The sequence below is a fragment of the Pseudonocardia sp. KRD291 genome (genome assembly GCF_019263595.1).
Classification (GTDB): Bacteria; Actinomycetota; Actinomycetes; order Mycobacteriales; family Pseudonocardiaceae; genus Pseudonocardia.
Map to the genome: position 1 here is coordinate 1 of NZ_JADQDD010000015.1, position 14,022 is coordinate 14,022.

The following is a 14,022-nucleotide window of genomic DNA, read 5'->3' on the forward strand; positions in this document are numbered from 1 at the left end:
GCCACGGTCGTGGCAGTGTGCCGCAACCCCGACCGCGGCCGGCAGCTGCGCGAGGAGGTCGCCGCGCTGGTCGGCGCGGACCGGGTCGAGATCGTCACCGGTGACCTGGAGCGCCAGAGCGACGTCCGCCATGTCGCCGCGCAGGTCCTGACGCGACACCAGCAGCTGCATGTCCTGGTCAACAACGCCGGAGCGCACTTCCCCGACCAGCGACCCGGACCCGACGGCATCGAGCGCCACATGGCGGTCAACCACCTGGCCGGGTTCCTGCTGACCGAACTGCTGCTGCCCGCGTTGCGCGCCGGCGCGCCGGCGCGGATCGTCAACGTCGTCTCCGACGCGCTCAACGACACCCGCACGGTCAAGATCACTCCACGGCCTCGGCCGGCCACGATCACACCCGAACAGCTGGGCGAGGTCGACGACGCCACCCCGATGCAGGTCTACGGCCGCTCCAAGCTGGCCTCCCTGATGTGCGGCTACCTACTCGCCGACGAGCTCGCCGGCAGCGGCGTCACCGTGACCGCGGTCCACCCCGGACACGTCGACACCGGGATCGTCAACGCGTTCTCCACCCCGCTGACCAGACGTCTGATGCCGGCCGTCCGTCGATTCCTGCTCACCCCCGAACAGGGCGCCGAACCGGCGATCCGACTGGCCACCGACCCCGCGCTGGAAGGGGAGACCGGTACCTACCACCATCGCCACAGACTGCACGCGACCACGCACGTGTCCTACGAGCGAGCACTCCAGCAGCAGATCCGAGCGGCCAGCCTGCGGCTCGCGCGGGTTGTGGTGTGAATGCACCAGGCAGGTCCATGCGGCTTACCAGCTGATCCGGGACGCGTTTCTGTTCACCGACCGGCGACTCATCCTTGTCGATAGGCAGGGGATAACGGGACGAAAGGTTGAATATCGGTACAGGCACTGATGAGCACTTACGTGGCCCGCTGACAGGGACGCGGCAAGCGCCTGAACGCGTCGACTGCTCGCGCGATCGCCTCTACTCGGCCGACTTCGGATGGCCGGGACCGGCCGCCACGGGCCAACCGGCACAGCTCCTCCCACGCCTTCGCCGCCTCCGAAGTCGCGAACCGCGCTTCCCAGCCGTGGGGAGGCGCCGGCGGAGCAACCCGATCGCCACGCTTGGCCGGCAAGTCTCAAACCCCTTCCGGCGCCGGCACGAGTCCGTGGTCGTCATCAAGGGGACGGTTGAGCTCGTCGACTAGAGCAGGATCGGCGTGGATCGCCGCGGTCGCCCTCCACTCGACGACGACCTTCGCAAGGACGGACCAGCGACCCAACTCGGCCGATGGCCCCCACCGCACGAACGAAGTCGATGGCGAACGTCTCCCTTGTCGGCCAGCGCAGCCACACCCTTGGGGTCTCGCTGCAACTCGCTCCACTGCACCTCGGTCGTCACAACATTTATGAACTTATTCAGAAGTCGGCGTAAGACGGGTGAACGAACCCCGCAGCGGGACCGCGTGCTCGCCGTCGGCGCGGGACGGTCATGCAGACATTCATCGCTGCTGCGGCAACACAGCGGTGAGCTGGGCTACTGGGCGCGGGCGATGACGCCGTTGAGGATTACCTGCAGTTTCCAGGCTGCGCGTTGCGCGGGATCGCCGGCGGTCAGTTGCGGGGTAAGGAGCCGAAGCGTCGGATACCGCTCTTCGGGCAGCCCGCTGTAGAGGGCACTCACGGTGCTGGTTGCGGGATCGTCGTCACGCGCCCGGGAGGCGACGTCCTCGAGTGCCGCCGACGAGATGTACTGCCCGATGAGGTCGGCTGCCCAGGCGCAGGCCTGCTTCTCGATGCCGCCGGACAGGAGCAGCGACAAGATCTCTTCGACGATTCGCAGGGAGCCCGGCCCGGTGTCGAGGTGGGTCAGGCCGAACGAGCCGAGGTCGGAGTGCTCCGCCAGGGCCGCCACCGTGCGTCGGACGAGGAGCTCGAGGCGCTCGCGCCAGTCGCCGTCGGCGTCGGTCGGCAGCTCGACACCGGCCACCGCCTCATCGTGGGCGAGGGCGATGAGTTCGTCGCGGTCGGCGACATAGACGTAGAGAGCCCCTGGTGAAGTGTCGACCTCCTTCGCCACTGCGCGCATGGTCACGCCTGCGACACCGTGTGCGTCGATGAGGCGGAGCGCGGCGCCGACGATCGACTCTCTACTCAACGCCGGCTTCGCGGGCCGTGTCCGCGGGCTGTCTCGCACCCCAGCACCCTATATCTGCCGGCTCACATCGTTTGCCGCGGACGTTGTCCGCGACGTACGTTGTTCGTAACGAACAGCGTTCAATGGAGTCCATATGAGTCTCAGCCACAGCATCCGCACCACGACGCCGTCCCGGCGTCGGTGGCTCGTTCTCGTGATCGTTTTGACGGTGACGTCGATGGATCTGCTGGACTCGACGGTGATGAACGTGGCGGCCCCGTCCGTCCGTGCCGAGTTGGGCGGCTCGGAGACCAGCTTGCAGTGGTACTCCGCGGCGTACACGCTCGTGTTCGGGTCGCTGCTCATCGTCGCCGGGCGGTGGGGTGACCGCTGGGGACGGCGGCTGCTGCTACTCGTCGGCGTGCTCGGGTTCACGGCCGCTTCGGTGCTGTGCGCGGCTGCCACGGGCCCGGAGCTGCTCATCGCCGCACGCACGGTTCAGGGCGGATTCGGGGCGTTGATGATCCCGCAGGGCTTCGGCATCCTCACTGCCGTTTTCGCCCCGGAGGCGCGCGGCCGGGTCTTCGCGATGTTCGGTCCGGTGATGAGCCTGGCCGGCATCGGCGGTCCACTCATCGCCGGTGGGCTGATCGCGCTCGACCTCGGCGGGCTCGGCTGGCGGACGATCTTCCTGATCAACGTGCCGCTCGGGCTCCTCGCCGCCGTCGGTGTTCTGCTCTGGGTGCCGGCCGACCGAGGTGACCCTGCCGCCCGGTTCGACCTGCTCGGCACCGTGCTGGTGGTCACCGCGTCGGCTCTGCTGGTCTTCCCGCTCGTCCAGGGGCGCGAGTCGGGCTGGCCGTGGTGGACCTTCGTGTTACTCACCGGCGGCGTCGCCCTGTTCGCCGTGCTCGCGCGGCGGCAGCGCACGAGCCCCTCGCCGGTACTGGTCCCGAGCTTGTTGGCCAAGCGATCGTTCGTCGCGGGCCTGCTGGTGGCCGTGGTCTTCTTCACCGGTGTGGGTGGCCTGGTGCTGGTGCTCTCCGTGCACTTCCAGATCGGCCTGGGCCTGACCGCCCTTTCCACGGCCGTGCGGCTGTCCCCGATCGCCATCGGCATCCTGCTCAGCTCGTTGGCCGTGTCGCGCCTGCAGAAGGCCTGGGGCCTACGCGCCGGGCTGTACGGCGGGTTCGCCGTCGAGGTCATCGGCTTGGGTGCCTTGGGTGTCGCATCAAGCTCGGCCGCACCGTATTGGATCTCTGCGGCCGCACTCCTGCTCATCGGGCTGGGCCTGGGAGTGCTCTTCGGGCCGCTGGTCCAGCTCGTTCTGACCACTGCGAATCCCCACGAGGTCGGGAGCGCCTCCGGGGGCCTCAACGCCGTGCAACAGCTGTGTACCGCCGCCGGTGTGGCCGCCGCGGGCACCCTCTACTTCGCCGTCAAGGGTCTCGGTGGCCTCCTCGCCGGGCTGGCGTTCGCCGGCCTTGCCTGCCTCGCTGCAGCCGCCCTCGTCCCACTCATCCCGTCGGTCTCGGCCGACACGAACGGAGCATCATCGTGACCAGCATCGTCGTCTTCGGCCCCAACGGAGCCACCGGCCGCGTGATCGTGGAAGAAGCCCTCCGCGCCGGACACTCCGTCACCGCCGCGGTCCGTCGACCGGAGCTGTTCATGAAAGACGAGCCGGATGACGTGGCGCGGCCACAGATCGCGAGGGCAGACGTCCGCGATCTCGAGTCGGTCCGGTCGGCGATCGCCGGGCACGACGCCGTCGTCTCCGCGATCGGCCCTGCTGGCGCACGCGCCAAGGGCCTCTACTCCGCTGCCGCCCACAACCTGGTCACCGCGATGTCCGACCACGGCCCCCGACGACTGGTCGTCCTCTCCTCCGCGGGCGCGCGGCGTGACGACCCGCACCACGCGCTCGTCTACCGGATACTTGCCCGCACGGTCATGAACGAGCTCTACAGCGACATGCGCGCGATGGAAGACATCCTGCGCACCAGCACGCTCGACTGGACCGTCGTCCGTCCAGGGCAGATCGTCGACGAACCGGCCGGTGCCTACGAAGTGCTCGACGGGCTCACCCCCAAAGGGAACCCGAGCATCCCACGATCTGACCTCGCTCGATTCGTCGTCAGTCAGGTCGACAACGCTGAGTGGTCGCACAAGTACCCCACCCTCACCCGCGGGTCGAACCGAGGGTGACTGACGAGCAGGACGTAGGAAAGGTGTGCCTGCCCGAGCGAACCGCGCCGGGCAACGGCTGCATCGGCGGTCCGTCCACAGCGTGACGGCACCCGGGTCCGAGACGCGGTGGACCGGCATGGCTCCTGTTGTCCCGCGCGGCATCGGCCGCCTGCAGAACCTGCCGACTCCCAGCGAAGTGTTCAACCGGGATGATCCCGACGTTGCTCGCCGCCGTCACCTCGGCCGTTCTGCGTTCCCTGGCAGCCACTCGGCTCGACCGCTGGAATCTCGGGGCCCCTGCGATGGGTTTCCGTTGGATACAATCACCGTAAGGGGCCCTGAGCGGTGATCACAAGGCTCTGAGCTGCAGACTGTGGGGCGGGTCGGGTTCGAACCGACGACCTGACGGGTCCCGAGTCCGACCGGCTACGGGCTGCAGCGGTAGTCAGCAATGGTCATCGGTGCTGCTCAGCGGCGGTATGGATGTTCAGCAGCGATCTATCGAGGCAAGCCAGAGCGGAACGTAAGCGTTGGCATTCTCGTTGGCGACGATCTTGAACCGCACGTCCGGGAACTTGCCGAGTTGACCTTCTGAGTTCAAGCGCGCCGCCTCCGGCAGCGCGGGGCCGGCCACGCCGGCCCCACTCCCCTGAGACACCGCTCAGATCACCCGAGGCCATCCGACACCATCCAGCGCGCCACGCTAGCCACGCACTCGGCGAGAGCTGCACCGGTAACCCCGTCGAGAAGCGCCTTCACGATCTGCTCGATCGACAGCGTTCCGTACCAGGTCCGCGCCCGGGTGTACGTCGTCTCCTCGACCGCTCGCTTGATAGTCGACCAGCCGTGCCAGTGAGCCAAGCAGGCCGCGTCGATGGCCGGATCGGCGGGGCTTGCAAGATCCCAGTCCAGCACGCCCAGGAGCTGGCCGTCGACGGACCAATGCATATTCTCGCCGGTCAGGTCTCCGTGCACCAAGCGAGGCGGTTCCGGATCCAACGCCAGAACCTCGTGAACGCGTCGCCGGCCGGACGCGCGTAGCTCGGGTGGAAGGCGGGGAACCGCCTCGTTGAACATCAGCTCTTCCCAGCGTTCCCGGCCCGCGTAGGCGTGAGGAACATCGAGATGGTCCGCCAGTGGCGCCAGGTCGACTCGCGAGAGTGCGTCGAGGACTTGGCGAAGCGCGGCGGGATCACCTGCGTCGGGCGGGAGGTACGAGCCCGGGATCCACGAGACCGCCACAGCCGTCCATCCAGGTTCCGAGACGACCGGGGTTAGCGGAACCGGTGTGGAGAACGGCAGCCCAACGGTCTGTAGATCGGTGAGCAATGCCGTCCGGCGCGGCAGCGACTCAACCGCCGGCTTGCTTCGGGCGATCCTCACTGCTGCCCGGCCGGGCAGGAGAACGACGTCATGTGAGCCACTCGGGATCACCTTGGCGTCAGCCACGCTCATACCGGGCAGCAACGTTCGCGCGATACCGATCTCGCGATCACTCGGACGGCGCGGCACCACAGTCCGTAAGGCTAACGAAGCGGGCTCCGCCCGGACCCGGCACCGCTGCGGAGATCACGGAGTGCGGGTCGGCGGCGATCACCTCGGGCCGGGCCGTGGCAGGGATCGCAAGACGGTGCCGCGACTCGGGCGCCCACGGGAGACACGGAAGGTACCGACGCCAAGCGCTCCCGTTAGAGCGTCGTCGCGTAGACCGACACTGATTGCCCCGAGCGGGCGGTGGCTTGTCGTTCGTAGCCGAGGCCGATCTTCTCTGCGACGTGCTGTGAGGGCGTGTTGTGAGGGTGGGTGATCGCGATCAAACGACGGGTGCCGAGCTGGTCTCGCGCGTGGTCTCGACAGGCTGTCGCCGCTTCCGTGGCATAGCCGTGCCCCTGCAGATCAGCTCGGACGTGGTACCCGACCTCCACGTCTGTCTCACCGTCGATCGTCTGCGGAGTGAGGCCGCAATCACCGACGAACTCGCCCGTCGAGCGGAGGGTCACGCGCCAGAGCCCGAATCCTTCCTGCCGGTAGAGACGCTGGTTCCACTCGATCCAGGCCCGGGCCTCATCTCGATCCCTCGGCCGTGGGTAGTGCTTCATCACCTCGGGATCACCCAGGAGCCCGGCCATGTCATCGAGATCGTCCAGAGCCATCTCGGCGAAAGCGAGCCGCGTCGTCGGTACCGGTACTTGAAGTCGCATGGCGCCCGAAGCCTCCCCTTATGAAACGCGGCACCGGCCAGCAGTGCGCACGCCACGCTCGAATATGTTTCGGCGGACGGTCACGGACTATATCCGGGCGAAGACCAGGAGCCCAAGATCATCCCGTTGGCCGTCTCCGGGCCGTGGGACGTTCGGAAACCCTGAGAACCCCGGGGAACTCACGAGAGCATCAAGCCTGGTCAGGACAGGTTCCCCGCTCCCCGGGGCGTAGTGCCGGGGTGCGAGGCGGACGAGTCGGTCTGTAAGGCGGATATTGACACAATCTTGAAGCGTGCGGGCTGAAACGAGTAAGGCGGTCAGAACGAAAGGGACAGGGAGAGTGGACATCATCCCTTCGACGGCGGCGCACTCGTTGTCGAGCCTGGCGCCTGACGGAGCGCCCACGCAAGAAGGGCCCGTTTGACCGGCTCGGGTAGGAGCAGGAACTGCGGCTCGGCGTCCGCCCAACCGGGTTCCTTGCAGAGAGTGGCCTGGTCCTGAAGGTCGCGGTCGAGCGGGTTGGTCAGGTCGAGTCCTGATCCATCCTCGCCGTAGATCGACATCCAGTAGATGTACTCCGGCCCCTCCTCTCGGAAGCGGAAGGCGCATTCGACGGCCATCCGTTCGCGGTCCAGCGACTCGATGCATTCGTCGTAGCGTTCGTTGATCATTGCCATCCAGCGGTCGGCTTCCCGTTCCTTGCCCGGCAGGATCTTGCTGCGGGATAGCTCGACGACCAGGCCCTCCGGGATACTTCTGGGACGCTCGGTGCTCATTGCCGCAGGCTGGCACACCCGACGACCCAGTTTCGAACGCATCCACCTCGGCCGACCGCCGTGCCCCGGGGCAGCGCACGGACTATGCGCGGACGGAGCCGGGTGGCCTATCGCTCCACTGCAGGTCAGAGCGCATATGGCCGCTCACTGTCAATCCGCTGCTTCACTATGTTGCGGAGTCTTTGTACGACGACGCCCTACCGTGCCACGCTGATGAGGTGAGTACCGCCGGGGGGCTGCGTGGGCCGTTTGCCCGTTATTGGGCATCGGCGTTCCTGGCCGACTTCGGTGACGGCGTCCGGATGGCTGCGTTCCCGTTGCTCGCGGTGCATCTGACCAGCTCGCCCATCGCAGTCGCCGCAGTCACTGCCGTACAAGGGCTGCCCTGGCTTGTGTTCGGCCCCGGAGTCGGTGCACTGGTCGATCGACTCGACCTGAGGCGAGTCATGGCCGTCGTGGACGTAGCGCGTGCAGTGACGATCGGCGCACTCGCCGGAGCAGTGCTGGCTGGGATCGCGACGATGCCACTGCTGTACGCGGCGGCGTTCTTGACCGGGGTTGGCGCGATGGCCCGCGACACGGCGGCCTCCACCGCAGTTCCACGCCTGGTTGATGAAAAGGACCTGGAAGCGGCGAACGGACGCTTGCAGTCGGGGACTCTGGTTGGTGGAGAACTCGCCGGCCCCGCCGCCGGTGGATGGTTGTTCGGGGTCGCCGCAGCATTGCCGTTCGCGCTGAACGCGGGAGGCCTAACGCTGGCCGTCCTTCTGTTGCTGACCCTGCCCAACGTCTTCGCCCCAGCGCCCGGAACGCCCGATCTGAGTCTTAGCTTGCGCGACGTTCGAGGTGACATCGTTGCTGGGCTGCGTTGGCTGTGGCGCGACCTCCCATTGCGCGACCTCAGCGCCGCCGTGGTGTTGGTGACCTTGGCCGACGGAGCATTTCTGGCGATCCTCGTGCTGTACGTGACTCAGGTACTGATGCAGCCCCCGGGGGTCTACGGACTCCTGCTCGGTGTGGGCGCCGTTGGTGGCATCGTCGCCGGGTTCGGCTGCGCTCCACTGGCGCGTCGGATGGGTCCCGCGTCGACGCTCGCACTGACGATGGTCCTCATGGCTGCCGCGCAGCTCGCGATCGGGCTGACCACCGAGGTGGCGGTTGCGGTGGCTGCGTTGGCGGTCAGCAGCGCCGCGTTCGTGACTTTTAACGTCGTCGCTCGGACCCTGCGCCAACGTCGCAGCCCACCGGACATGCTGGGCCGCACCAACAGCACCTACCTGACCATCGGTCGGACAGGCGAGGCCACCGGCGCGATTCTCGGTGGTGTGCTCGCAGCTACCGCCGGCGTGCGCGCTCCGATCCTGGCTGGCGTTCTCCCCCTCCTCGCTGCCGGAGTCGTGATCAGCCGTCCGTTCAGCCGAGGCGCCCACGACACCGAATAGTGTTCTCATCGCAGGGGTTCGGGCGATCCAGGTGCCGGGGACGACCTGGCCGATCCTGCCTCGATCGAACTGGTCTGCCCCGAGTACATGCCGAAGAGGCTTGGATCAAGCGGCACGCCTCGGCATCGGTGCAGGTCACCGGCGCTGTGAAACGAGGCTGACGCGTCCCCCTAAAAGGACCACGCTCCCGCTGAGCCTGCGGAACGAACTTAACTGCGCTAAGTGGCCCGCCTGGCCATCTTATGGACAGGAGCCAAGCTGCGGTCGGGCTTAGCAGATCCCGACGATACGGGCGTGTCCATCGGGGCACACGCCTTCAGGTGCGTACATCGGCAGTCCAAGGTTGATCTCAGCGTTCGAGCGTGGGTCGTTCTGGTACTCGGCTCGGTCAGACTTCTTGTCCGGAACCCCGCCTGTGCACAGGTCGGGGTTGTCCACACAGAACGCCGCCTCCTGTGCCTTCGCTGAGGTGGGGCCCGAAGATGTCGGAGACAATTGCTGCGTCGTGGGCGTCGCAGCGGCGACGGTCGCAGCACGCTCTTCTGCGGCTGCCTCCGCAGCGGCAGCGGCAGCGGCGTCGGCCGCAGCATCGTCGGCCGCGGTGCGAGCACTGGCTACGACGGTCGACAGCTCCACCGGAGCGACGAGCAGCCCGGTAGCGGCTGCGGCCGGGTTGCCAGTAGCGGCGGGAAGGACCCCGCTCACTATCGGGCCCGCCCCGCTTGCGGTCTGCCCGGTGAGTACGAGCGCGCTGGTCACCGAGGCCGCGCACAGGACACCAACTCCGGCCATCCGCCAGCCCGCACCGCGTCGCGCTGCCCGCGCCGATGCACGGTGTCGTCCGGCGCGCGGCGCCCACGGCTGTGGCGCCGCTCGGCGAGGCCGCGTGGTGCTACTCATTGCCGGTCCCGGGGCGAGGTCGGGGGATGTCCGACTGGTCTCCGACGTGGCCGACCGCTGCAGCTTCGAACAGCGGGCCATCGACCCCGACGTCGGGCACGCTGCAGCGGAGGGCCTCGGAGCCCATTGCGGAAACCGGGACGGCTGCTGCGTAGTGGTCACACCCGGGATGTCCGATCCGAACGGCGGGCCGTTAGCTACTCCGTCTGCGCGTCATCAAGACTGGGTAGCTCGCCCCACTACCGGCACACCGGGCCGCATCAACATGGCCATGCGGCGGTGAGAAGCCCCTCTCGGCACGAGAATCTGGCACCTACCCAGGGCGCGCTCGACCCGCGGCCGTCAGCGCCTCTGTCGCAACGCCACGATGTCTCGGTGCGCTTGTCGCTCGGGCGGGGCAGGTTACGAGACCCAGCTGATCCGCGTGCCGTGCGACTCGGTGAAGGCCAACAGTTCGTGGCCGTCACGAGTCAAGGTGAACGAGTCCTCACCGGGCGCGGCCGCAGCGCTCGCCGGCAGGGGGACGACACCAGGAGCCTCGTTGGACAGCCACACCGCGCCCAGCTCGCGGACCGCAGCGGCGAAGGCCTCGCGCTTACCGCGGTCGACGTAGGCCAGCACCGCCGAGTGGAAGACCACCAGCGTGGCCTGCCGCGGGGCGTTGGCAGCGACCCGGGCGAGATCGTCGACCAGGTCGCCACGGTGCACCGTTGGCGGGTGGCGGCGAGCGGCGCCCAACGCCGCGTGCAGGCGTGCCGCGCGGTCACCCTCTCCGGGCCAGAGCAGGCACTCCAGCCACCGCGCGTCGTCGGGGTCGGCGGCGTCGAGGGGATTGAGGTCAATTCCTGCCCGCCAAGCGACGGTCGGCAACCGTTCTGGCAGCGGTACGGGGCCCCGCGGCTGGCAGGTCAGGGTCGGTGCCTGCGGATCGGCACCGGAGAGGCGGTACCCCGCGTAATCGTAGGAGTAACGGTCGAGCAGCAAGGTCAGGCCAGCGGCCGCACCCACCTCGAGCAGAGCCAGCGGCTCGGGCAGGCCGACCAACGCCGGCAGCAGCGTCGCGCAGCGGGCTGCCTCGTTGGTCTGGGTACGTCGAGCCCGCATCACCGCGGCCAGCTCGCTGGCCTGCTCGCCAACCACTCGACGCAGGGCGCGAAGGTCGGCGGGAGCGCCGAGCAGATATCGAGCCGCGGCGAACAGGAGGTTGGGCTGGCGTTTCGCGACCGGCAACGCCCCCAGGAACGCCAGAATATCCTGATCTGCGGCCACTGCGTCGGCCAAGGTCCCGTACGCCGCCGACCGTCCCGCGGCCTCTCGACCGAACCGCCGATAGTTCTCGGCGATGCTCGCGTTCGGGTCATGACCGATCATCGCCCCGGGAGGCTCGGCGCCTCCTGCCTCGGCTACCACGCAGCAATCCTGGAACGCCGGTGCTGACGGGGTCAACCATGGGCACCTACCTGCGTCCGGCCAGGATCGATCGTCACTCTCGGCCCGCTGAGTCTCTGTTGGCTGGCCAGGGCCTTGAGGGCCGGGTGAGTCCGGTGGGGTTGCCACTTGGGAGTGCGCCACTATTGGTGATGGCATCGGCCAGGGGCGTGAGCAGTTCGGCCAGACGGTCAGTGGCATCGTCGCCGATCGCGGTCCACGGTGCGGCCGCAGCGCGGTCGGTGAGGTGCTCGATCTCCAGGTGCTCAGCGAGTCCCGCCGGTGCGAGTGCGGTGATGTCGCTGAGCCATTCTCGCCGCTGGAGGTCGGCCAGGGTGTCGTTCCAGGTATCGGCGGGCCAATTGCGGGCGTCGCGCAGAAGCTCGGGCTCGTTCTCCCCGGCGGCCGCTTTGAGCAGATGAGATTGCACGGGGCTGATGCCGCGAGTCACGAGCACGGCGACATGGCCGTCTCCGCGGTGCTCACGCAGCGTGGTGCACGCTTGCCATAGCGCGGCGACAGGGTCGGCCGGGCGCCGGACGGCGCGGTTAGCGCCACCGAGCGGCCGGCCCGCTACGTCGATGGAGCAGGCCGCCCGCCAAGCCAGGTCGACGGTCTCCGCAAGCAGCTCGGAGTCGTCGACGAGGGAACCGCAGAGCCGGCGCAGCGCCTCAGCGGCGCCGCGTTCACGGGCTTGCAGCGCTTGGTCAGGGCTGGCATAGATCCAGGCATCCGGCAATGCGCGCGCGACTCGGTCGGAGTGGAAGCCGTAGAACAGTGCCGTCACGGGCTCACACGCGACCGGCCCGAGAGGTGCAGCGCGGAGCGCGAAATAGCCCATCCAGAACCCGCGCAGACCGAGGCCGGAAGCGGCGGCGCGGCATTCCGGGGTGAAGTACACGACGTCGTGGAGGGTCTCGTAGAGCTCCCACAGCCGCCGCGCGGCCGGAGGCCGGCTTGCTCTCGTTGACGACTCCACGTCGGGCCTCCGAACCAGCGTCGATGTTGCGGCCCGACCAAGGGGACGGTACCGAGACTTCAGTGTGTAACGGGCCGGTTCTCCGAGCCAGACGGTCTGGTCTCCGACCGTCGGAGTTGAAGCGGATCGGCCTCCCGCCTAGCCTTCGACCACCTTCGCGATTGATTGTCAGCATCGACGACCGTTCTATCATCGGACGGACTGGGGGTGGACCTGCGACCTCTTCGTCCCGAAGCAACGGGGGTGACCAGCCCATCGCTCAAACGCGCTGCTCAGGGCCTCCGCGCGTCCGTGGACGTCCGCGCGGTTCCGGGCTCGGTCGGCTCGATCGTCACTCAGTTCGTCACGCACTCGCCCCGGTGCTCATGCCACACCCGGGCCATCCTGAAAACCTGCCACCCGGCGAGGGGTTTTGGACCGGTCGCCGCTCACTAAGCCACCCTCGACGTTCGGCCACTCAGGGCGGGTAGCGCGCAGATCGCCCCTGTTCAGGCGGTCAAGTACACCTGAACGTTGCAGTGTGTCGCGTCTCGAAACGCATACACCGCCCCGCTCGGCGGGCTAGGCTCCGACCCGACGCACGGTCCAAAACGACGGAGCCTAGCCCGCCGAGCGGGGCCACGCGCGTCTTCTTCGGCATGCCCTAATCGTACCCCGGCTAATCATTCTAGTCCAGCGAATCCGCCGGTTTGGGCTCTAATTCTAGTGGCCTTTATTGGCGCACTCGGAGTAGCGGCTGTCCCGGTTCTCCAGGCAGCGTTGAAAGAAGACCCGCCGAAGCTGACACGGTCATGCGTAGATATCGCCGCGGGTTACGTCAACGGCATGAAGAGTAGCCCCGAACTACGCGAGCTCATCCTTCCGGGACGCGACCGCAATTCATTAATGGAATCCGATCCAGAGGCCCGCATTTGCGGAATCAATTCGAAGATGTTCGTTTAGCTGTGTTAATGAAATACTGACGGCAGCACCCGAGGTTTACTCGCTCAGCCAAGTCGCCTTAGCCAAGCTGGAGCTCTGCGTTGTGGCTAGCGTCGCTCACGGGCGCCGTGTGCCGATGCCCCAGTAGAACGGTCCGGCGGTCTGGTGGACTCGGACGTTCCAGCCCAGACTTGTGAGTTCTTGTTCGAGGCCATCAGGTGTGTGGGGCACCTTCACTGCGCGGTGCGGGGTGCCATCGCGCAGGCGGCGCTGGATAGTCGTTGATGCCTCTCCGTGGATGAGCTCCTGTTCGGTGCGATGGGCGTCATCGACGAACAGCACTTGACCTCCTGGGCGCAAGCTGCGATCGACGAGGGCCCAGAACTCTGCGAAGCGGCCCCAGGGCACGTGTGAGATCCAGAAGCCCATGAAGACGCCGTCGTAGCGTCGGTCAGGTTCCCAGGCGAATAGATCGGCCTGGACGAATCGCGCCCGCGCGAGATCAGGCGCGACTCGCTGCTTAGCCAGCGCTTGCATCTCGCGTGAGGAGTCGACTGCGGTGACAGTGTCGGCGCGCCGGAGCAGTTGCGGAGTCCAGGTGCCCGGCCCCGAAGCTAGTTCGAGGACGTCGCCAGCAGGAGCGAACTTCGCGACTGCGACGGCCAGTTCGTCGCCACCAGGTTCGTCGAGCTTGCCGTCGAGGTACTCGTCGGCGACGGCCCGGTAGTAGTTGACTTGCTCTGCCAACAGCTGCTGTTCACCACTACCCGAGTCGGCATCCATCACGGCCCCGTTCGTGGAAAGTTCTGGTCAGCGTAAGGATGACGGTTGCCTCCAGGGCCGCGTCAAGATGGCCGTGACGGCACGGTGCCGCCATCGTGGAGATCTGCCCCCGCGCGAGCGGGAGCGCGTCGTCCCGAAAGCGGCTACACCGGACCGGGCTGTGTCACTGGGTATCGCGTCGTGCCTGTTGACCTGCGCGTTCGTGTCGGGGCGTCGTCCGGCGTGGCGAACGGTCGTGGGTGGT

At 67.6% G+C, this 14,022-nt stretch carries 12 protein-coding genes, 1 tRNA gene and 1 pseudogene; 5 read left to right on the plus strand and 9 right to left on the minus strand.

All coding sequences use genetic code 11. The features are described from left to right. Nucleotides 1–801 (plus strand): SDR family NAD(P)-dependent oxidoreductase (locus I4I78_RS04215; protein ID WP_218609850.1); only part of this gene is annotated, 801 nt, incomplete at its 5' end. Between the two features lie 10 nt (nucleotides 802–811). Continuing rightward, nucleotides 812–916 (plus strand): annotated as a pseudogene (locus I4I78_RS04220) (PH domain-containing protein); the annotation flags it as partial. Between the two features lie 642 nt (nucleotides 917–1,558). Here the strand turns inward: I4I78_RS04220 and I4I78_RS04225 are convergent. Further along, nucleotides 1,559–2,218: a TetR/AcrR family transcriptional regulator gene (locus I4I78_RS04225; RefSeq protein ID WP_308251890.1), complete on the minus strand. Its 660-nt coding sequence runs from the start codon at nucleotides 2,216–2,218 to the stop codon at nucleotides 1,559–1,561. 178 nt (nucleotides 2,219–2,396) lie between these two features. On the opposite strand from I4I78_RS04225, the gene I4I78_RS04230 reads away from it, so the two are divergent. Together I4I78_RS04230 and I4I78_RS04235 are read left to right on the plus strand one after the other, a co-directional pair. Then, nucleotides 2,397–3,719, plus strand: coding sequence for an MFS transporter (locus I4I78_RS04230; RefSeq protein ID WP_218609852.1), 1,323 nt, complete (start codon nucleotides 2,397–2,399; stop codon nucleotides 3,717–3,719). Further along, nucleotides 3,716–4,366, plus strand: a complete 651-nt coding sequence (locus I4I78_RS04235; RefSeq protein WP_218609853.1) for an NAD(P)-dependent oxidoreductase — start codon at nucleotides 3,716–3,718, stop codon at nucleotides 4,364–4,366. The genes I4I78_RS04230 and I4I78_RS04235 overlap by 4 nt, the downstream gene beginning before the upstream one ends. A gap of 356 nt (nucleotides 4,367–4,722) precedes the next feature. Here the strand turns inward: I4I78_RS04235 and I4I78_RS04240 are convergent. The 5 genes from I4I78_RS04240 to I4I78_RS04260 all read right to left on the minus strand — a co-directional run bounded on the left by I4I78_RS04240 (nucleotide 4,723) and on the right by I4I78_RS04260 (nucleotide 7,325). Continuing rightward, a tRNA-Pro gene (locus tag I4I78_RS04240) sits at nucleotides 4,723–4,788 on the minus strand. Between the two features lie 47 nt (nucleotides 4,789–4,835). Continuing rightward, the gene (locus I4I78_RS04245) at nucleotides 4,836–4,982 is read right to left on the minus strand and encodes a hypothetical protein (protein ID WP_218609854.1); all 147 of its coding nucleotides are present in this window, start codon (nucleotides 4,980–4,982) and stop codon (nucleotides 4,836–4,838) included. Nucleotides 4,983–5,014: 32 nt separating this feature from the next. Further along, on the minus strand, nucleotides 5,015–5,863 hold the full coding sequence (locus tag I4I78_RS04250) for an aminoglycoside phosphotransferase family protein (RefSeq protein WP_218609855.1): 849 nt from the start codon (nucleotides 5,861–5,863) through the stop codon (nucleotides 5,015–5,017). Between the two features lie 173 nt (nucleotides 5,864–6,036). Further along, nucleotides 6,037–6,549: a GNAT family N-acetyltransferase gene (locus I4I78_RS04255; RefSeq protein ID WP_226379070.1), complete on the minus strand. Its 513-nt coding sequence runs from the start codon at nucleotides 6,547–6,549 to the stop codon at nucleotides 6,037–6,039. 347 nt (nucleotides 6,550–6,896) lie between these two features. Further along, entirely contained in the window at nucleotides 6,897–7,325 is a 429-nt protein-coding gene (locus I4I78_RS04260; RefSeq protein ID WP_218609857.1) for a DUF6176 family protein, read from the minus strand. A gap of 218 nt (nucleotides 7,326–7,543) precedes the next feature. Here I4I78_RS04260 and I4I78_RS04265 point away from each other — a divergent pair, with 218 nt between their 5' ends. Further along, nucleotides 7,544–8,767 carry an MFS transporter gene (locus I4I78_RS04265; RefSeq protein ID WP_218609858.1) on the plus strand — a complete coding sequence of 408 codons (1,224 nt, stop codon included), beginning with the start codon at nucleotides 7,544–7,546 and terminating at the stop codon, nucleotides 8,765–8,767. A gap of 1,302 nt (nucleotides 8,768–10,069) precedes the next feature. Here the strand turns inward: I4I78_RS04265 and I4I78_RS04270 are convergent. From I4I78_RS04270 to I4I78_RS04280, 3 genes are all read right to left on the minus strand, one after another. Further along, nucleotides 10,070–11,077 (minus strand): DUF2332 domain-containing protein, encoded by a 1,008-nt coding sequence (locus I4I78_RS04270; RefSeq protein ID WP_218609859.1) that lies wholly within the window; start codon nucleotides 11,075–11,077, stop codon nucleotides 10,070–10,072. Nucleotides 11,078–11,150: 73 nt separating this feature from the next. Next, complete coding sequence (locus I4I78_RS04275; RefSeq protein WP_218609860.1) at nucleotides 11,151–12,074, minus strand: hypothetical protein; 924 nt, start codon at nucleotides 12,072–12,074, stop codon at nucleotides 11,151–11,153. A gap of 1,038 nt (nucleotides 12,075–13,112) precedes the next feature. After that, nucleotides 13,113–13,778 carry a trans-aconitate 2-methyltransferase gene (locus I4I78_RS04280; RefSeq protein ID WP_218609883.1) on the minus strand — a complete coding sequence of 222 codons (666 nt, stop codon included), beginning with the start codon at nucleotides 13,776–13,778 and terminating at the stop codon, nucleotides 13,113–13,115. Nucleotides 13,779–14,022 lie beyond the last annotated feature (244 nt).